General features: G+C 47.3%; 15 protein-coding genes. 7 read left to right on the forward strand and 8 right to left on the reverse strand.

Features of this window, described 5'->3' with window-relative positions:
- The first annotated feature begins 83 nt into the window (after positions 1-83).
- Positions 84-833, forward strand: coding sequence for a glycerophosphodiester phosphodiesterase (locus tag NSQ57_RS01645; RefSeq protein ID WP_209949951.1), 750 nt, complete (start codon positions 84-86; stop codon positions 831-833).
- A 164-nt stretch (positions 834-997) separates the two neighbouring features.
- Here the strand turns inward: NSQ57_RS01645 and NSQ57_RS01650 are convergent, their stop codons facing one another.
- From NSQ57_RS01650 to NSQ57_RS01670, 5 genes are all read right to left on the reverse strand, one after another.
- Positions 998-1825: a class I SAM-dependent methyltransferase gene (locus NSQ57_RS01650; RefSeq protein WP_209949962.1), complete on the reverse strand. Its 828-nt coding sequence runs from the start codon at positions 1823-1825 to the stop codon at positions 998-1000.
- 84 nt (positions 1826-1909) lie between these two features.
- Positions 1910-2848: a UTP--glucose-1-phosphate uridylyltransferase GalU gene (gene galU, locus NSQ57_RS01655; protein WP_209949952.1), complete on the reverse strand. Its 939-nt coding sequence runs from the start codon at positions 2846-2848 to the stop codon at positions 1910-1912.
- A complete protein-coding gene (locus NSQ57_RS01660) occupies positions 2845-3267 on the reverse strand; it encodes a GtrA family protein (RefSeq protein WP_039274282.1) in 423 nt (140 codons plus the stop codon). Before NSQ57_RS01660 ends, galU begins: the two co-directional genes overlap by 4 nt.
- Positions 3268-3270: 3 nt before the next feature.
- Entirely contained in the window at positions 3271-4362 is a 1092-nt protein-coding gene (locus NSQ57_RS01665; RefSeq protein ID WP_029516831.1) for a glycosyltransferase family 2 protein, read from the reverse strand.
- A gap of 17 nt (positions 4363-4379) precedes the next feature.
- Positions 4380-6719, reverse strand: a complete 2340-nt coding sequence (locus tag NSQ57_RS01670) for a glycosyltransferase family 39 protein (protein ID WP_342425551.1) — start codon at positions 6717-6719, stop codon at positions 4380-4382.
- 240 nt (positions 6720-6959) lie between these two features.
- Here NSQ57_RS01670 and NSQ57_RS01675 point away from each other — a divergent pair, with 240 nt between their 5' ends.
- Positions 6960-7646, forward strand: a complete 687-nt coding sequence (locus NSQ57_RS01675) for a response regulator transcription factor (protein WP_342425552.1) — start codon at positions 6960-6962, stop codon at positions 7644-7646.
- The gene (locus tag NSQ57_RS01680; RefSeq protein ID WP_342425553.1) at positions 7643-9139 is read left to right on the forward strand and encodes a HAMP domain-containing sensor histidine kinase; all 1497 of its coding nucleotides are present in this window, start codon (positions 7643-7645) and stop codon (positions 9137-9139) included. The genes NSQ57_RS01675 and NSQ57_RS01680 overlap by 4 nt, the downstream gene beginning before the upstream one ends.
- An 83-nt stretch (positions 9140-9222) precedes the next feature.
- Here NSQ57_RS01680 and NSQ57_RS01685 read toward each other — a convergent pair whose 3' ends face one another.
- Positions 9223-13509, reverse strand: a complete 4287-nt coding sequence (locus tag NSQ57_RS01685; protein ID WP_342425554.1) for a S8 family serine peptidase — start codon at positions 13507-13509, stop codon at positions 9223-9225.
- A 362-nt stretch (positions 13510-13871) separates the two neighbouring features.
- On the opposite strand from NSQ57_RS01685, the gene NSQ57_RS01690 reads away from it, so the two are divergent.
- Positions 13872-14807, forward strand: coding sequence for a manganese-dependent inorganic pyrophosphatase (locus NSQ57_RS01690; protein WP_274386410.1), 936 nt, complete (start codon positions 13872-13874; stop codon positions 14805-14807).
- 284 nt (positions 14808-15091) lie between these two features.
- Here the strand turns inward: NSQ57_RS01690 and NSQ57_RS01695 are convergent, their stop codons facing one another.
- Positions 15092-15634, reverse strand: a complete 543-nt coding sequence (locus tag NSQ57_RS01695; protein ID WP_029516824.1) for a MarR family transcriptional regulator — start codon at positions 15632-15634, stop codon at positions 15092-15094.
- Positions 15635-15744: 110 nt separating this feature from the next.
- Positions 15745-16710, reverse strand: coding sequence for an RNA ligase family protein (locus NSQ57_RS01700; RefSeq protein WP_029516823.1), 966 nt, complete (start codon positions 16708-16710; stop codon positions 15745-15747).
- Between the two features lie 313 nt (positions 16711-17023).
- On the opposite strand from NSQ57_RS01700, the gene NSQ57_RS01705 reads away from it, so the two are divergent.
- The 3 genes from NSQ57_RS01705 to NSQ57_RS01715 all read left to right on the forward strand — a co-directional run bounded on the left by NSQ57_RS01705 (position 17024) and on the right by NSQ57_RS01715 (position 19615).
- Positions 17024-17299: a GNAT family N-acetyltransferase gene (locus NSQ57_RS01705; protein WP_029516822.1), complete on the forward strand. Its 276-nt coding sequence runs from the start codon at positions 17024-17026 to the stop codon at positions 17297-17299.
- Positions 17300-17593: 294 nt separating this feature from the next.
- The gene (locus NSQ57_RS01710) at positions 17594-18157 is read left to right on the forward strand and encodes a DUF420 domain-containing protein (protein WP_029516821.1); all 564 of its coding nucleotides are present in this window, start codon (positions 17594-17596) and stop codon (positions 18155-18157) included.
- Positions 18158-18340: 183 nt separating this feature from the next.
- Positions 18341-19615, forward strand: a complete 1275-nt coding sequence (locus NSQ57_RS01715) for a sugar ABC transporter substrate-binding protein (RefSeq protein ID WP_029516820.1) — start codon at positions 18341-18343, stop codon at positions 19613-19615.
- Positions 19616-19658 lie beyond the last annotated feature (43 nt).

Consider the following 19658-nt stretch of genomic DNA (forward strand, 5'->3'; position numbering starts at 1 on the left):
AGTGTAGCTGTGACGAATATTTTATACTGCCCAAACAATGAGCAGGTATAATGTTCCTGTGAAATGACAGGAGGGGTTATGTGGTGACTGTAACCGGAAAGGTGATTAATTTCGCACACCGCGGAGCTTCAGGTGTATGTCCTGAGAATACGATGGCGGCATTCCGCCACGCCTTGGAACTGGGAGCAACAGGTATAGAAACGGATGTGCAGCGTACCCAAGATGGGCATCTGGTGCTGATTCACGATGAGTCGCTGAAGCGTACGACAGGTTGCTCACTGGATGTAAGGGATATTACGCTGGAAGAATTAAATAAATTGGATGCGGGCGGCTGGTTTGGTGAGAAATTCCGAGGTGAGCGGGTCCCAATGCTGGATGAGCTACTGGAACTAGCCCAGTCCTCCTCGAATACAATAATTAATTTAGAGTTGAAAAATAGCATTTATCTCTATCCGGGAATGGAGGAAGAGGTCATTGCTACCGTGAAGCGTTTTGGATTAGAACAGCGGGTAATCATATCCAGCTTTAATCACGAATCGCTGGCGCTCTGTGCGCAGCTTGCTCCTGAAATCAAGACGGGGGCGCTGTATATCGAAATTATGGTCCGCCCATCCGAGTATGCCACCCAATTCGGGGTTACCGCACTTCATGCCTACAAACAAGTGGTTACACCAGAAGCTGTATCAGAGGCTTTGGCATTAGGCGTCGTCTACCACCCATGGACGGTGAATGAGCCAGAAGAAATGAAGCGTCTGCTAGAGGCCGGGGTAAACGGCATTATCACGGACTATCCTGATCGGTTGGCGCACTTATTGGCTGTCCGCTCTTCCTAGGTTGAAGACACAGTGGAACTGCAACTAAGGTTTGCAGGGATATGAGCGTGGCTATTTATTGAAGAAAAAGACTCTCCTGTACGCACTCGTTTTTACGAGGCGAGGGAGAGTCTTTTTTGCCCTAAGCCGAAGAGCGTATCATCCACGATGGCCTTGATTCCTTTCTACTTGATGCCGAGCCGCATACGATAGCTGAACAGAATGTCTAGTGTTCTGCCCTGAAAATGATTCTCTACCAGGTTCACGAAGCGGGCTACATCGCCGTCAAGCGTTCTATTGCCAAGTTTTAAGAGACTTTGAATACCCCCTTGGCTGAGAGCGAGCCCTGTATAACGAGCTGCGTCACACTGCTCACGGTTGTGGAAAACAATCTCCCGGGTATATCGGAATTGCCCGCTGCGTTGCAGATTAGCTAAATGCTGATCCTTGCTCCATTTATGAGCTTGCTGCTCTACTGGGGCTTCCTGTTCCAAAAGGGTATCCGCTTTGGTGATAAGCTCTGTATAAGCTTGCTCTATCTGCCATTGCAGCACCGGAGGCCAGTCACAGTCAAAGGCTGCGAACACGCCGCCCTGAGCCAAGACCCTGCCCGCTTCCTGAAGCGTGCTCTCGGGGTCCATCCAGTGAAAGGATTGAGAGCAGGTGATGACGTCTACAGTTCCGTCCTCAAAGGGCAGGTTGTTGGAGAACCCGCTTTTGAAGGAAATGGTTCCTGCCTTTGTCGTTCCTGCTGTCTCCAGCTTGTGCTGCGCTTTTCCTCTCATGTCCGAGTTAGGCTCGATACCGACGACTTGCCGAGCGGCGTTTTCCCATATGAAAGTTGAAAGTCCTGTACCGCAGCCAATATCGGCAACGAGCTCTACGTTTCGCTCCAGATAGCGGCTGACGATTTCCACGACGAGTGACGGTGCTTCCGGGCGGTGCTGATCGTAGTTGTCGGCAAAACCGCTAAAACGATCTACGTTGCTTTGCAGATTTCCCTCAGGTATTATAGGTCCTCTTCCTCCTTAGTTTCGACCGGGCGGCCGAGCAGATTCAAATGCTGCTGTACTCCTACATTGTACAGGTTTACATGTTCATCCATCTACTCTCGTGATTTCACAGCACCCGTCGGATTTCGGAGGGGAAATTCCCTGTTTTATCATTGAAGCAAGCGCCCACTCGCGCATCATGGAGTCAAGCATTGGACGCAAATCTTCGCGTTGCATACCCATGTGGAGCACGGCTTCCAGATATCCAGCTTTATCTCCAATATCATAACGTGTGCCTTCCAGTTCCAATGCGAGCAGTTGGTTCTGCAATGCTACCTGATGGAGTGCGTCTGTCAATTGATATTCACCGCCTGCCCCAGTGGACAGGTTTTCCAATATAGAGAAAATGGAAGGCTCCAATACATACCGACCAATGACTGCCTGCCGCGAAGGGGCATCTGCCGGAGAAGGTTTTTCAACAAGCCCGCCGACTTCGTGGATGAGACCGTTCTGGTGAGTAGAGTCAATAATGCCGTATTTACTCACATCTTGTTCTTCCACCGTGCGCACGCCGACCACTTGCTTGCCAGTCGCCTCGTAGACATCCATCATTTGACGGATCGCCGGGGTGGAGGAATTCATAATATCATCGCCCAGCAACACGGCAAATGGTTCATCGCCGATGAACTGACGAGCGCAGCTTACCGCGTGTCCCAAGCCGAGAGGTTCTTTTTGACGGATATAGTGAATGACTGCTTTACCCCCGATGCTTTGAACTTCACGCAGAAGATCGTATTTACCTTTGCTCTCCAGTACCTGCTCCAACTCCACAGACTTGTCAAAATGATCCTCGATGGCTTTTTTATTACGCCCCGTTACGATAATGATGCTCTCAATTCCGGACTTGATAGCTTCTTCTACGATATATTGAATAGCCGGCTTGTCTACGATGGGAAGCATCTCTTTCGGTAAAGCTTTCGTAGCTGGTAGAAAACGGGTTCCTAATCCGGCGGCTGGAATAACAGCTTTTGTAATTTTTCTCATAGAAACTCACTTTCCTTTCGGGATGGGGAACCAAATACCCAGTATCGGCTCCCGATATAATTGATGATCATTCCGGCTGCGGTGGCGATCAGCTTGTCTAAAGCAAGTGGCAACTCGGTTCCAGTGTGGAGCACTTGCAGTAATAAGGAGGTTATTCCCAAAACGATCAGGTTGATGATGATGAATTTAGGTAACTGACCCTTAGTAGTGTCGTTTGATTGTTGTTTGTTGAATGTCCATTTGCTGTTCAAAATATAACTGTTGGCTGTGCCGCAGCTGTACGAAATAATCTGCGCTACAATGACTGGCACTCCGACCCAAGCCAGCAGCATAAAAATGATATAATCTATACCCGTATTCACCAGACCTACGATACCAAATCGGATCATAGGAAGCAGCTGGGCCATGCGACTTTTCATAGTTTAGGCTCCATGGCCGGATTTGGGTCCGGTATATACCGCACTGTTGCCGCGCACTGTGCGTCCTGCCGAAATCAGGCTCTCACGGGCTCCTTGCATGTACAGGGACTCGCGTGGTTCAGGGGCCTTCATAGCATGTGTCGGACCGTTTTCATATTGTCCACCCAGATGCTCACGGACAATGTATAGCGGACGTGCTTTGGTTTCATCATAAATCCGTCCAACATATTCACCCATAATACCGAGAATGATGAGGATCACCCCGTCGAAAATCAGGCTGATGCTAATCATAGAAGACCAGCCCTTCATCACATAGGAGTCGGTGAAAAAGTTGAGAAACAGTACGTACATCAGATACAGGAAGCCAGACATGGAGAGAAGTGCACCGATATACCCTGCCAGCTTGAGCGGTTTAATCGAAAAAGATGTGATCCCGTCCAGACTGAGCTTGATCATTCGTTTCAACGGATACTTGGTTTCGCCCGCGAGCCGCTCGTCGCGCTCATATTCTACAGCAGTTTGTTTGAATCCGATCCAGCTGACCAGTCCACGAACGAATCGGTTATTTTCCGGCAGCCGTTTCAATTCTTCTATGACCTTGCGATCCATTAAGCGGAAGTCCCCGGTGTCGACCGGGATATTAATATCCGTGGATGCTTTAAGTACACGGTAGAAGAGGCTGGCAGACCATTTCTTGAAGCGAGTTTCGCCATTGCGTTTGAGCCGTTTGGCGTAGACCACTTCATACCCTTCCTTCCACTTGTTAGCCATCTCAACAATCAGTTCCGGCGGGTCCTGGAGGTCGGCGTCAATGACGACGACCGCCTCCCCCACCGCATAATCCATCCCGGCGGTAATCGCCAGCTGATGACCAAAATTGCGAGAGAAATCAATCAATACAATGGTGTCATCTCTGAGACTGAATTCCTTGATCAATTGGACGCTGCGGTCCGAACTTCCATCATTTACGAAGATCAGCTCGTAGGGCTCACCCATTGAGCCCATGACTTGTTTCAGCCTCCGGTAGGTTTCCGTAATAACAGCTTCCTCGTTGTACATCGGAATAACTATGGAATAACGGATGGGTTCACTCATTCGTAGTTCCTCCTCATTTATAAGGTGATTTCGTATAAAGTACCGCTTCCGCCACGATCGTCTCTGCCAGGGCCACCTTGACCATCCTGGGCGTTCGCATTGCTGTTCGTGGTGTCGCTTCCGCTCTCGGTGGCTTTAACGTCTGTACTTGTTTCGTCTGTTGTTGTTTTCCATTCATCTGTAGGGATCAACTTGCCGTGTTCTTTGATCCATGCAGTGACTTCAGAGTTACCGCCGTCCGGTCCGCCGCCTCCACCAGAAATCATGAAGTACTTCACTTGGCCGCTTTCGACCAGCGCCTTGATTTTATCGACGGTATAGACTGGATCGGAGGATACAAAACCGTTCATAATAATTACTTTTTGTCCGGCCTCGACCAGGTAAGGAGCAGCCGTTGAATAATTACTTGCTGCGAAAAGGTAGGTTTCACCTGTGTTATTTTTTTGCAAATAGCTCAACGTTTTTTGATCTAAACTTTGGCTACCGTTGGGTCCTCCCATTCCTCTGGAACGGGTAGAAGATTTTTGTTCCGTGTCTGTACTTGTTTGTGTGCTTGAAGTGTTTCCATCAGGACTGGAATTCTCTACATTATTGGTCTGGTTATTCGTTTGAGTTCCTTCGGCTTGTTGTCCATTAGCGCTCTGGCCTCTATTGCGATCATTGCTGCTTGGCATTCCGCCACCGCCACCGCCGCCAAATTGAGTGGGTCCGGCTTGTGGAATCATGCTGTTCCCTCCGTAGATGATCGGTGTCAATGCCCAATATGCAGGACCGATAAACATAGCGAGTACACTTGCAATGACGGCGAATCTTGTGAACTTCTCAGATTTCATTCGTGCTACTACCAGCAGCACCGTGCCGATGATCCCTAAGATCAATACCGCGATGGACCAGCCGCTGCCAATGGTATCGTTGTAATTTTGCAAAACAAACCAGCTAAATACCGAGGTTGCCAATACTGCTGCGGGTAACAGCCAGGAGAGCCAGCTGGAACGCTCACGATACTGGTTCCACAATTCTACGAATCCTGCTCCAAAGAGCGCTGCAATTGGTGGCGCGAGCATAATCAGGTAATAATGATGAAAGAATCCTGCTACGCTGAAAAATGCAGCTACGGGAATCAACCAGGTCAGCCAGAAGATGACCTCTTTGTGTTTTTGTGTGATATTACGACGTCGAATGCTTGCAAGCAGGCCGATGGAAGCAATTAATGCAAATGGAAGCAGCCAGCTGGCTTGACCTGACAGGGAGGATTGGAACAACCGTAAAGGTCCTTTTTCGCCAGTACCGAACATGCCGCCACCAGAATTCCCTCCCGGTCCACCGCCTGGACCGCCCTGGCGACCTTGCCCGTCTCCAGGACCACCTTGTCCGTTGCCGCCAAATCCACCCGGTGGCATTTGACCACCTGCACCCATGTTGTTGGCACCTGAGTCATCCGTAGAAGTAGTGCTGTCCAATGATGTGGTCGTCTGAGCCTGATCCGTGTTTGTGTTGCTGCTATTCGTTGCAGCGTTATTGTTCCGATCCGTACGTTCTCCGCCACGATTGCCACCTGTACCCTGATCTCCTGTCAGACGGGACAGGCCGTTATAACCAAAGGCCAAATTCAGCACAGAGTTCGTACCGCTACTCCCCATATAAGGGCGTTCATCTGCCGGAGTAAAGTCCACTACGACTGCCCAAGAGAGTGATACGATCAGGAGGACAACTGCTGATCCTACCAGTGTTGCTGCTTTTCGCTTCCAGTTAAACTTGGAAGCCAGCAGATAGAACAGACCCAGTGCGGGAACGATCATATAGGCTTGTAACATTTTTTCGTTAAAGGCGATGCCTACGACTGCGAAAGCAGCAAGGATCAGCCCGGTTTTGCTATTTCTAAGGCCTCTGAACAATAGCCATGTTGCGAGCAACAGTGTGAAAACCAACATAGCGTCGATGTTATTCGTACGGCTAACCGCTACGGCTATCGGTGTCGTTGCCATGGCGAAGGCGGCCAAACGTGCGGCCATCGTACCGAAGCTCGGTTTGACGAGCAAGTAAACGAGCAAGACCGATCCGACTTGAGCCAGCGCCTGTGGCAAGATAACGCTCCATCCGTGAAGCCCGAATATATAGGCGCTCAGTGTCTGAATCCAGAACACCACAGGGGGTTTGTCTACCGTTACCGATCCGGCAGAATCAAGTGAGGCGAAAAAGAAGTTGTGAAAGCTTTGTAGCATGCTTGCTACGGCCGTCGTGTAGTAAGTGTTTACATATTTGTCTTGCCAGATGTTGTATCCGTTCAAAAATGCGGATATCAGCATAATGATGATCAGGGGGATGTCCGCCCTGGTCTTAAACCATTTCTTAATCATGTTCATTCCACTCCCTGTGAAAGTTTCTTTGTATTTATTCCGATCTTGGCCCGGTGAACTACCGGCTTGCTATTATCATGCCAGACGTACCTTAATGCGTTCTGAGCGCTCCCTGAACGTTAGCTGAAAGCTGAGCAGGGGTGCTTTTTTTGCGACAGGATTCAGGTATATTAGATACAGGTGAAAATGAATCGACTTTTATATGAGAAAAATGCAGCAACATGAAAGGGAAGATGAATAATGAATCCAATACACGGAGTTAAAATTATGCTGGCAGATGATGAGCCTCATATTTTGCAATTTTTAGAGCTTGGACTGATTAATGAAGGATATGAAGTCAGAACCGCCGAGAACGGGAGTCAAGCGCTCGATTTGGCAAAAGAGTTTCGCCCGCATGTAGCGGTGCTGGATGTGATGATGCCGGAAATGAACGGTTTTGAGGTGTGCCAAAATCTCAAGGAGACGGAGGATAACATCGCGGTCATTATGCTGACTGCCAAGGATGATGTCGACGATCGGGTAAAGGGATTAAAACTCGGCGCGGATGATTATGTTGTAAAACCCTTCAGTTTTAATGAGCTGCTGGCTCGCATTGAAGCGCGCTTGCGCAATCAGTTCCCCGATCTGCTGGGAGAAGTGGTTCACGGCCCCTTTCAAGTGGATGATCGACGGAAGGAAATCCGTTATCAGAGTCAGGTGCTGGAACTGTCGCCTACCGAATATGAACTATTGAAGTTTTTGGTGTTGAATCACGGGATTGTGTTAAGTAAAAGTCGTATTCTGGACCGGGTATGGGGGTACGATTTTGGAGGCGAGGATAATATTGTTGAGGTGTACATTCGCTCCTTGCGTGAAAAACTCAAAGACAAGGAGCACCGGGTCATTCGTACGCTGCGCGGTGTGGGATACCGGGTGGATCTGCTATGAAGGCGGGCGGGAAAAGTCGGAGAAAATATGCACTCCGTTCTCTCCGATCCCAGCTTTTGGCCAGAACGTTACTCATTTTGGCTTTGTTGCTTGTATTGATTGGTTTTCTACAATATTTTCTGATGAAAGATTTTCTGTATCGCAGTCGGGCAGAAGCTATGAATACACAGCTGAATTCAATTCCTGCCGACTTATTGATTAAGGATTCGCAGGAAAAGAGCGGGGCTGGGGTAACCGTTCCTCAAGATGAGTCCAATCGAAGGAGTAATCGACCGGGACCGTTTCTGTTTTGGCCGGATATGTCGCTTGCTTCTATAGGTATAGACGGCACCTTCCAGAGCTTGTCCAATGAAAATGGACTTAAACCGCCGCGTCTCACCACTCAGCAGTATCAAGCAATGCAGCAGAGTAAGCGCATGCGTCACGGCTATCAATTAATCACGGATGCCCAGGGGAAAGAGCAACTGGTTGTGTTCCGTCCGCTCGGTCCACCTGACCGTTCTTCCGGTTTACTTCAAATGGGCGTATCCACGACTTCTATGCAAGAGCAGTTGATTAACCAGCTCCGCACCTTTATTTTATTGTCTCTGATTGCACTTACGATTGGGTTGGCGCTTATGCTTCCGGTGCTGCGTCGCACGTTGGTACCCCTTTCCAGGATGGTTGAGGCAGTCAAACGTATTGATGCGGGCAATCTGGCCGAGCGCTTTGACGCAGAGCAAGGGCAGTATGAGGTGGATCGTTTGGCGGTTTCATTTAACGGAATGTTGGAACGGCTGGAGCATTCTTTTGCTGCCGAACGGGAATTGCAGATGCAGATGAGACGATTTATTGCGGACGCTTCCCATGAACTGCGTACCCCGCTCACATCCATCCACGGGTTTTTGGAAGTGCTGCTTCGTGGAGCTGCATCCAATCCGAAGCAGCTCCAATCAGCATTAGAAAGTATGTATGGTGAATCCAAGCGGATGAATAAGCTTGTCTCTGACTTGCTATTGTTGGCTAAGCTGGATCGAACACCGGAATTAAAGCTGGAAGACATACCCCTAGATGCGTTGCTGCTGGAAATGAAACCGCAGCTTCTTATGCTAGCAGGTACACGTAAAGTGGTTTTTGATATGACGGCAGGTATACGGGTATTGGCAGAAGGGGATAAAATCAAGCAGGTCGTGCTCAACCTGTTTCACAATGCTGTTCAGCATACTGATATGGAAAGAGGTGTGATCCAGGTAAACCTGTCTGCAGGTAAGAAGTTGGTGGATATCCAAATTCGTGATAACGGACCGGGCATGAGTAAAGAACAGCTGAAGCGGATATTTGAGCGTTTTTATCGTGGAGATGAATCGCGTACACGTAGCTCAGGCGGGGCGGGCCTTGGTCTGGCCATTACACAGTCCATCGTGGAAGCACATGGCGGGAACATTACGGCTGAAAGCACTCTGGGAACGGGAAGTGTATTCAAAGTAACGCTACCTTTAGCGGGAACAGTATAGTATTGCAGATTATGGCGTAACATAGAAATAGCCCCCCGAACCGCAGCTTTGGTTATAACACGGCTCGGGAGGCTTTTTAATTGTTAGTTAATCAGCGCAGCTTTTTGTAAGAGCACATGCAGCACCTTGGCAGATGCCTCACGGGTTGTAGGTGCATTCGGCTGGAAGTAGGAGGAGCCTTTAATCGCTTCTCCGTTAATGATGCCTGCTGCACTTACTTTTTCAATACTGTCCTTGGCATAGCCTGCAAAGGATGAAGCATCATGGTACGGTGTACGTGCAGGGCCATCGGCTGCTGCTTTGATTTGAAGCAGGTCTATAGCTTTACCCAGCACGACAGCAATTTCTTGACGACTGATATTAGCATTCGGATCGAACTTGTCGCTGCTGCGACCCGTAATCAATCCAGCTTCATAAGCGGCTGCCACATCGCCGGAGTACCAGCTACCTGCCGGGATATCACTGAATGGTCCAGCAGTACCTGGTGTCAGGCCGAGTGCTCGGGTTACCAGGGCTGCAAATTCTGCACGTGTCACGTTTTTCTTCGGTGAGAAAGTCGTGTCGGTCGTGCCGTTAATCAGCAACTTGTTTGCCAGCGATTGAATTTCGGATTGGGCATACGACGATGAGATATCTTCAAAGCTAACGGGACGTGTCGCCGCTGCATACGTCGAGAAGCCCGGACGGCTTACCTTGACGACGGTAGATCCATCAGCCTGCTTGGTGAAGACGGATGGAACGGGATAAACATTTCCGTTTGCCGTATAGAGTACACCGGCTGTATTAGAATCAATTTGACCAGGTACGGTAAAGGATCTGCTAATAAACTGTCCTGGAGCAACTTTGAGCGATTGACTCTTGCCACCAGTGACAATGTTAGCTTCAAACCCTACCGGGGTGCCGATCACATTGGAGCCTTTCAACTTGCCTGTAAATGTACCGCTCGCCTCTGCCTGGCTGCTGATGATCACTTCAATGCCTGCACCAGCAGGAACATTTTTCAGAGCGGATACTGGCAAAGCCAGAGAGGAGCCTGTATTGCTTACAATCAAGCTGCTTCCTGCTGCAGCCTTGCCCAGCGTTACCAGTTGTGTGGAAGTGAGCGATGCTTTCGTCGTTTGGCCTGCTTGGCTAGTAGCCGACAGTACAATAGCTGTCGGGCTGGAACCTGCTGCTGTCACGGCAGCCTGCAAATCTGCATCGGTTACTGTCAGCGACTGTACATTATTGTTCAATGCAACGGCTGTAGTGACAGTTTTAACAGCCTGTCCTTGCTTCACTACGCTTTGAAGTGAAGGAGCAGATGTAGGAACAGGGGGGGATGTGTTCGTTGCAGCAGAAGGTGTAGTATTGCTTCTGCCGCCACCTCCACCACCTCCGCCTCCACCACTACCGCTGGATGCGGCGCTATTATCCACACGAATAGCTTTAGTGGCGGTGAACAGTTTAGGGCCATCGGTATTGCGTTCAACTTCGCCCTTTTCATTCAGTTCAGGAGAACTGACTTCCAGCTTGTACACGCCATCTTTCAAGTGTTGAATAACGGGTTGACCATTAGCATCCAGCACAGGCTTGCCATTGTCATCTAATTCCACGTAACTTCCGTCAATACCCTTAAAGGAATATACGCCTTGTTTGAGGCGAGCGTTAGCTCCTTGTTCTTTGGAAGTCGTTATTCCATCAATCAGACCGATCAATTTATCATCTACGCCGTATACATAAAGCGCGATCTGGTTGGTTTTATCTGTGGTCAGGCGGAAAGCCAAATCTGTTGAGCGCTGAGCACCTGTCCGACTTGGGTAAATAATCGGGTTGGTAACACTCAGGTCCTGTAAGCCAAAGCCTGTCGTTGGATTTTCTTTGCCCACATGAACGACGAACGGCAAATGTAGTGTTGGCAGTCCGGCGCTTTTCAGAATAACTTCCCCTTCATATACACCTGTGGCTGCACCCGAATTTGGTTGCACAGACAGGAAGAACGGTTGCGATTTACCCGGTTCTGCCGAAATTGCTCCATTCGCGCCAACACCTTGCAACTGAACGGCAATGTTGCTCACGTCAGGTGTAGCAATCGGCTTAGTTGGATCAGAGGTTACATTATCATGTAACACGGTGCTGGCTTCATATTGCACAGTGTTACCCGACAAGTTTTTGAGTTGAAGCTGAATCTGCTTCGCATCACTACCAGGTCGTAACACCCCGAAGCTGGCGGAAGGATTGTAATTCACAACCTCCTGCCGATTAAAGTTTTTGTCGAGAATCGTAATCTTTTCGACGGTTTCCAGCAGGGCTGGCGTCTGAATCGCATTAGCGATGTTTACAAGGCCTGCACCTTGGGAATACACATCATATTGGATTTTATCCTCATCAAAGAGTGTAACCGAAGTGTTTGCCAGAGCAGCGCGGATATCAAACGGTGTCCAGTTCGGATGTTGCTGCTTCAGCAACACGGCAAGTCCAGCCACATGCGGAGATGCCATACTCGTTCCGTTGCTGCGTTTGTAAGCTTGCTCATAGGATGCATCCGGATAGAACTTGGCGAAGGCAGGGTAGGTTGACATGATGCTAACCCCTGGTGCGCTCACGTCCGGCTTGATGCTCAGCAGTTCATCGCCATTGGGTCCGCGGGAGCTAAATCCGGCCATGGTATTACCAGGATTGTCAGTACGATGATACTCTTCTCCAAAAGCAATAAAGAATTTTTGTTTGTGGTTTTGGCTTTCAATGATTTGTCTTGCCAGTGCTCTACCTTCTTTTCCTGTCATGTCAAAGGTAGGGATATAATCTACATTGTCTCCTTGATTCGAATTAATGTAACCATCGTAACCAGGGATAGCTTCACTCAGATTGGCTCGTGTGCTGTCGCCAGATTTCGCTTGACCATTAAAAATAATAATAGCCTTTGCACCATTTTGTTGTGCGTTTGCGATCTTGTCTACGAAGCCCAAGACGCCACGCGATACGATCACAACCTTATCTTTTACATCTTTAGAAGTGAAATCATCTGGATATCCCAAATTGGCATAAACCAATTCCAATGGTTCTGTCCCCATAATAGAAGAAAAATCCTCATGAAAAGTTTGCCAAGCCATCATATTAAAATTGTAATAGGTATCTGATGTAACTGTTAAAGGCTTTTCATCATTACCATAGGTTACAAGATTGACGGATGCTTTATTTGAATAGCTATGGCTCGGGGAAGTGGCTGCACCGACGGAAATCGCCAGCTGGGATGTTGCGGGAGAACCCATGGAATAAAAGTAGGGTCCTTGTTGGGCCGCATTACCATTCGCTATGACCGCGACTACGCCGGAAAGTACAGCATTATTAATAGCAATGGAATCCGGGGAGTTCGGGTCCTTTTCAGAATCCGAGCCCAGCGACAGGTTAATGACGTTCATACCATCTTTGACAGCACGTTCAATACCATCAATGACCTGTGCGGAGGAACCGGAGGAGCGACCCGTCTTGGTATTGCGTCCAAGCACTTTATACACGTATAAGTCCGATTTATAGGCAATACCCTTTTGCACAATATCCGAGGATTTATTGGCGGCTTTACCAGCAATTGTGCCAGAGACGTGAGTACCATGTGTCGTTCCACTAAAACCTGTGCCGAATGGATCATTCTCCTTTTCGAGGAACGGTTCCTCGTAAGGGTCGTTGTCCTGTTCAAAAGAGTCATATCCGCCTTTGTAGGCTTCTTTCAAGTCCGGATGCTCATAATCGATACCGGTATCAATAACCCCGACCTTGATTCCCGCGCCATTCAATCCTTTGGCCCAGGCTTCAGGAACACCAATCTGGTCCAGCGGTGCGTTATCATAAGTGGCTTCACTGGCTGTAAGTGTTGGCGGGTCCTGTACGGGGATGGAATAATACGTTTTGTTTTCATGAATGGATTTTACGCCTGGCAGTTTAGCCAGTTCTGGAATCTTATTGGCTGGCAGTGTGACCTCCAAGCCGTTAAGCACCGTGTTGTACTGGTAATTCACCTGAAGAGAAATACCATGCTCAGCGGCTTGGTCTACGAACGTAGTTTGCTCAGTGGCAATCGCGGATTCCGCTTTTTGCTCAGATTGAGCTGTAAAAGCTTGGACGCCTGAACGTGCTGCATATTTGTCCACGGCTAAGGGCTCACCATCAAGCTGTACGATGACTCTGACCTGACGGGAAGAATCTGTGCTGAGCTCTGGCGAAATGAAGGCCGGAGCCGCCTCAATAGTCAATGCTTGCTGAGCTTCCAGAAATGAGTTGATTTGCAGATCTGCGCTAGCAGCAGAACTGACAGACGGCAGAGACAAGCTTACCGTCAAGGCAAGAGCGAGTGATACGACAGGTATTTTTTGCAAAATGATCGGCTTTTTCAAAGATTTCCCTCTTTTCAATCAAAATATGATATCTCTACATACTAGGATTTGAAGCCACTGCCGTTATTCTCACGCCTCCCTTAATATCTAAAATAATAGAATTGACCACTGGTGACTAACTTGCCAGTTTTGAGGCATATCTTACCATATTGGTGGGATATATTACTATATGTTTTTTATATTTTTAGAAAAAATAAGGTTAACATTACATGTAGATTCCATGGAAATGTTATGAATTTACTAGATTATTTTTGAAAACAATCGAAGAGGAATGGGAGAATGCGAGATTTAATGATATAATCTGCATTGGAATTGTTGAGGTTTCACAATCATGTAAAATGCCTAAGGCAAAGGAGTCGATTATGTTGGCAAAAACATTGATTTTCGGGCATAAAAATCCGGATACGGATACCATTTGCTCAGCTATTGCTTATGCAGACTTAAAAACCAAACTGGGCGCGGACGTAGAGCCGGTTCGTCTGGGCGAGGTGAACGGGGAAACGCAGTATGCACTGGATTATTTCAAAGTGAGCGCGCCACGTCTGGTTGAGCAGGTTGCTGCTGAAACGGACAACGTCATTCTGGTCGATCATAATGAACGCCAGCAAAGCGCCGCTGATATTGACAAGGTACGTGTAACTGAAGTCATCGACCATCACCGGATCGCTAACTTTGAAACAAGCCAGCCGTTATACTTCCGCGCTGAGCCAGTGGGTTGCACAGCCACCATTTTGAACAAGCTCTACAAGGAAAATGGTGTAGCAATTCCGAAAGATATCGCAGGTCTAATGTTGTCCGCGATTATTTCCGATTCTCTGTTGTTTAAATCCCCAACCTGCACGGATCAAGACGTAGCTGCTGCTCGTGAACTGGCTGAAATTGCTGGTGTGGATGCAGATCGTTACGGATTTGACTTGCTTAAAGCGGGAGCTGACTTGAGTGGTCATACCATTGAACAGTTAGTAAGTCTGGATGCCAAAGAATTTCAGATGAATGGTCGCAAAGTGGAAATTGCTCAAGTGAACGCAGTAGACGTAAACGATGTGTTGTCCCGTCAAGCTGATCTGGAAGCTGCATTGGCCCAAACCATTGAAGCTAAAAATCTTGATCTGTTCTTGTTCGTCGTAACAGACATTGTGAACAGTGATTCCATTGGTATTGCGCTGGGAAGCCAAGCCCAGGCAGTCGAAAAAGCCTATAATGTTCAGTTGGACGACAATAAGGCTGTTCTGAAAGGCGTCGTATCGCGCAAATCGCAAATTGTACCTGTATTGACTGACGCTTTTAACAGTTTGTAATGATAAATAATAAGCCTCCTGAACCCGACTGCATAATGGCAGTGGCAGCAGGAGGCTTATTTTTATTTCTTCAGTTCTGCCAGACGTTCCGATGCGGAACTCAAATGCCAATTTCAACTTCAGCGCTGCCCATCATGAAACCGCTACCATGAAAAATGAAGAATACAGGGAGTGGATGATCCTTTCTTTCCGATGTACTTTGGGAGAATACGAAGGTTTGAAATCGGACGCAGCACCCATTCTGCCAGCAGATATGCGGGCAAGTTTGACGAACAGTTTTTGCCTCAGTCTTCGCACCATTTTTCTCTCTTCTCTCTGGAGTCGGTTAGACGCGAACCTTTGACATCTTCAAACGCAGAACGTACGCGTGACAAATAGGTTTGGAACTGACAGATTTCCGACTCACTAAAGTCTGACATCAGACGTGAAGCCAGCCCTACGAAAAAGGGATCCATCTGTTGAATTTTACTTTTTCCTTTATCGTTCAGGGACACGAACACTCCCCGCTTGTCATTGGGATCGTCATATTTATTAATGAATCCCTCTTGTTCGAGAGAAATAACCATGGAACTGATTGCTGCCCGGCTTACACCCATCTTTTCAGCCAAAGCAGAAGGAGAAGACATTTCATCTCTTTGTGCTGAAAGTACACAAAGCGCGATATATTGCCCGTAGGAGAGACCAAATTCACGTGAACGCTTCTCCATGTTTTTACGTATTTCATAAGTTATGGAAAATAAATCTACCAAAACACCAATTGGTTTATTGCCACCTGGAAAGAGATTATAGGCCAGTTGACGAATTTCGGAGTCCAAAAAAAAGAACATGCGATCCACCTCGATGTAGTTAATTAGTTAACTGTAATTTAATTAACCACTGGTTGCAATGATTTATACAAACTTTGTTCCGCATTTTTTGAAAATATATCTGTAAAACGTCACATCCAGGGGCCGATACACTGATCGAGGTCCTGATTCACAAAGGCTTGTATGGAGGGCTGACGCAGGGTACGTCCTTCTTGCCACCGCCACTCACTATATTGAACCTTGGCGGTATACATGGGTTGCACCCAAAACGCATCTTGATGCCGATCCGGTTTATTGCTAAAGGGTCGTTCCGATATGGTATGTGGTAGCAGGCGCTCGGTAAGCTGACGCCAATCTTCCCGAGTCAGCTTGCCCGTACCCACATGCCCGATATAGCGCAGCATTCCTTGTTTATCATATTGGCCCAGCAACACAGCGTTGATAATGCCTCCGTTCAGGGTATAGCCACCGATAACGGCAATGATATCGCCATAATTTTTGACCTTGAGCCATCGTCCGTCCTTTCCGCCCAATGTGTACGGACTATCCAGCTTTTTACACACAATACCTTCCATTCCTTGGCTGCACATAACCTGAAATAGAGCTTGTCCATCAGGATGAGCGGGAGCCAGTTGAATCCGTTCATTCGGTATGATGATCTGATGCAGCAGTTCAAGCCTTTCCTGTAACGGTTTAAGATGAACCCACTCCCCGTTCAGATAAATAATATCAAACAACATGTAAGTAGCAGGCACAGCTTCATAGGCTGACTGAATTCGATCCGTCCGACGAATCAGATCCCGTCGCATAATTTCATGGAACGATGGTTTACCGTCGGCACCGAGTGCGATCATTTCCCCGTCCAATATGACCGAATCAGCCTTGCAGTAGGAGGGGAAGAGAGCAAGCTCCGGGTATAAAAGCGTTCGTTCGTGCTGTTTGCGGTTGAACAGGCGTGTGCTGCCCTGGTTGTGATACGTCAAAATTCTCGTACCGTCCCATTTTATTTCGTAACGCCAAAGGCCTGTTGCATCTACAGGTACTTTTTCGCTCAGTTCCGGTTCAAACGGGATGACGGGTTTTATTTCTGTACGCAACGCAGCACCTCCCTTGCCTTTATATGAATAAATATAGTGTCGACGATAGATCTTATTTTATGTATCAGGATTTTGCAAAATTTGATTCCAGTCGCTCCGAAGTGCAAGATATAGACGAACTAAACCATTTCGATCTATATCTTGTTCATTGGAAGTCGCTTATGGGATTTTTGCAAAATCCTCGTATGTGATGTTTCTCTGATCCCTAAATAGGGGAATGATAAGAATATCTAGCGTCGGCATGAAGTGATTGCATTAATTCGTTAGCATGAGTTTTACGGGATTTTCTTCAGTCAGAAAGGGGATTGGTCTCATGAGACAAATTCGCGAGGAGGACCATGCAGTAGTCATGGTGGATGATGGACAGGTAGTTGCAGAAGTAGGTTATAAATCCGTAGATGACCACTCATTGGTCATTGACCATACATTTGTATCCGAGCAGTTACGGGGTCAAAAAATTGGCAAGGAGCTCATCGACAGAGTGGTTGAGATGGCAAGAAATCAGCATAAAAAGGTTATCCCTGCTTGCTCGTACGCACTTGCTCTGTTCAAGCGCCATAAAGAATACAGTGACGTGTGGCAGCAATGAATATGGATCATCAAGGCTGCTTAACTGCATAACCGACACAACACCGGAGCGGGTAATCAGACTCTTCCGGTGTTTTTTTGTGTGCATAAAGCTTTTAAAAAGAATGCATTCTACCGTTGATATAGGGAAACAAAGGGCTATCCTCAAATGTTGAAGCACATTTCTTGCCGGATGGCTGTGAAATTGTTCATACTGTTGTCACTTCACAGGCTAACTATGAGTTCTATATAATATATTATGGTTATGACCGCAAAAATAATGAAAACCTGAATTTAAACGAAGGAGACGCTCATGATGAATAAAGCGAGTGAGGACAAGCAGTACGTTCCAACGAGCAATCGTAATTTTACAACCTTGATTATCACCGTTTCCATTATAGCCAACGTGATTATTTTGCTGCTATTCTTTTCGCCGATCGGATACCAGGGGAGTGTCAGTTTTGATCTCACTATTTTCCCAAGGTTGAATGCGATTTTTAACAGCTTCACGTTTATTTTCCTGGTGGCTGCATTGGTTGCTATTTTCAAGAAGAACATCAAGGTGCATAAAACCTTTATTCTGCTGGCCTTTGCCAGTACCGTTTTATTTTTATTTTCCTACCTGACCTTTCACTACATTTCGCCGGAAACTGCAAAATATGGCGGTGTGGGTATCCTTCGTCCGATTTACTTTACATTGTTGATTTCGCATAGCATACTGGCTGCAATTATTGTACCGCTGGCACTGTTCACGGTTGTATGGGGATGGACGATGCAGGTAGCAAAACATCGTAAGATTGCGCGCTGGACGATGCCAATTTGGCTATATGTGAGCTTGACCGGGGTACTGGTGTACGTTTTCATGGCCCCATACTATTAATAGATGTGAACCCTTTGATGGGTTGATTTAGGGAAATGGCGTCTCTGCTGAAGAGGCGTCTTTTTTGTATCCAATAAAGAAAAATTATTCCTTCTAAATTTATTTTATTAAAAAAACGTTCCTTCTATAACGGTATTTCTGCTATAATTTGCCTTAATCAACTAAGAACAAGGGGGTCACCATGTGACAAAGAAAGCGAAAGGCAGGTTACGGTTGCTTGTATCTATGCTGGCGCTGGTTGTACTGCTGAGCAGCTGCGGTGGTGGAGGATCAAAGTCGGAAAAGGTTGACGGAGGGAAAGTAACACTGCAATTTTGGACCATTGCACTACAACCTACATTTACCCCGTATTTCAATCGGGTGATTGCCGATTATGAGCAGAAGAACCCCAATGTCAAAATTGACTGGAAGGATTACCCTTATGACGCAGTAACCAACAAACTGTTGACAAGTATCGCTAGCAACAGCAGTCCGGATGTAGTTAATCTCAATACAGAATTTGCTAGCCAAATGGGCTCCAAGGGTGCTGTTGTTGATATGAATGAGCATTTGTCGCCCGAGGAAAAGGCTGCTTATTTCGAGGGTATTTATAATTCCACAGTCATTAACGGTAAAGCTTATGCGCTGCCCTGGTATACCGGTACAGAAGTACTTTACATGAATACAAAGCTGGTCAAAGCCGCCGGATTGGACCCTGCTCATCCGCCCAAAACCCGGGAGGAATTGTCTGAATGGGGCCGTCAGATCAATAGAAAAATTGGCAAGGCAGGCTATGCTCAGCAGCTTGTATCCAAGCTTTTCGCTGTGGACGGCATTCCTATCCTAAATAAAGAAAAGACAGCGGCGGCGTTCAATACACCAGAAGCAGTCACCATGATTGATAATCTAAAAAAACAGATGGAAGATGGCGTTGTACTCAAGGAAGACGCTGACTTCTCACAACAAGTGAAATATTATGCCGGCGAGCAGGTTGCTTTCGAGCTGGCAGGCCCCACGTTCATCAATTTTATCAAAACGGCAGCGCCAGACGTTTATAAGAACACAATTGCTGTCCCTGTCCCAACTGGCAAAGCCGATGTGCGGCTCTCCAACTCTATGGACTTGGTCGTACCTGCTAAGTCTGTACATGTGGACGAAGCAGTGAAATTTGCTGTTTTCTTGACAAACGCAGAGAGTCAAACTGCTTTTTCTAAAGCGGCGAATACACTACCTTCCACGAAAGACTCCATTAAGGATCCATATTTTACTCAGTCTGACAAATCATTAGAAGCACAAGCCAAGGTAGTATCCGCGCAAAGTTTGGATAAGGCGACAGATTATATGGTTGGTGTGCCCAATGCCAAAGATGTGAATAGTGCCATCGCGCGAGCCTTGCAAAATATTTTATTGAACGGAAGAGATACGAAGGAGACGCTAACTGCTCTGGAGCAGGAAGTAAACGATATTTTAAAGCAATAGGTTTGACAGGGGGGAGTGAATACTCCCCTGTTCATTTATCGAA

The sequence above is a fragment of the Paenibacillus sp. FSL L8-0502 genome (assembly GCF_038593055.1).
Taxonomy (GTDB): Bacteria; Bacillota; Bacilli; order Paenibacillales; family Paenibacillaceae; genus Paenibacillus; species Paenibacillus polymyxa_D.

Excerpts from the sequence above, each read along its gene's own strand:
- galU (WP_209949952.1), bottom strand. The coding sequence starts at position 2,848 with ATGAGAAAAATTACAAAAGCTGTTATTCCAGCCGCCGGATTAGGAACC.
- NSQ57_RS01660 (WP_039274282.1), bottom strand. The coding sequence starts at position 3,267 with ATGAAAAGTCGCATGGCCCAGCTGCTTCCTATGATCCGATTTGGTATC.
- NSQ57_RS01665 (WP_029516831.1), bottom strand. The coding sequence starts at position 4,362 with ATGAGTGAACCCATCCGTTATTCCATAGTTATTCCGATGTACAACGAG.
- NSQ57_RS01670 (WP_342425551.1), bottom strand. The coding sequence starts at position 6,719 with ATGATTAAGAAATGGTTTAAGACCAGGGCGGACATCCCCCTGATCATC.
- NSQ57_RS01675 (WP_342425552.1), top strand. The coding sequence starts at position 6,960 with ATGAATCCAATACACGGAGTTAAAATTATGCTGGCAGATGATGAGCCT.
- NSQ57_RS01680 (WP_342425553.1), top strand. The coding sequence starts at position 7,643 with ATGAAGGCGGGCGGGAAAAGTCGGAGAAAATATGCACTCCGTTCTCTC.
- NSQ57_RS01690 (WP_274386410.1), top strand. The coding sequence starts at position 13,872 with ATGTTGGCAAAAACATTGATTTTCGGGCATAAAAATCCGGATACGGAT.
- NSQ57_RS01695 (WP_029516824.1), bottom strand. The coding sequence starts at position 15,634 with ATGTTCTTTTTTTTGGACTCCGAAATTCGTCAACTGGCCTATAATCTC.
- NSQ57_RS01705 (WP_029516822.1), top strand. The coding sequence starts at position 17,024 with ATGAGACAAATTCGCGAGGAGGACCATGCAGTAGTCATGGTGGATGAT.
- NSQ57_RS01710 (WP_029516821.1), top strand. The coding sequence starts at position 17,594 with ATGAATAAAGCGAGTGAGGACAAGCAGTACGTTCCAACGAGCAATCGT.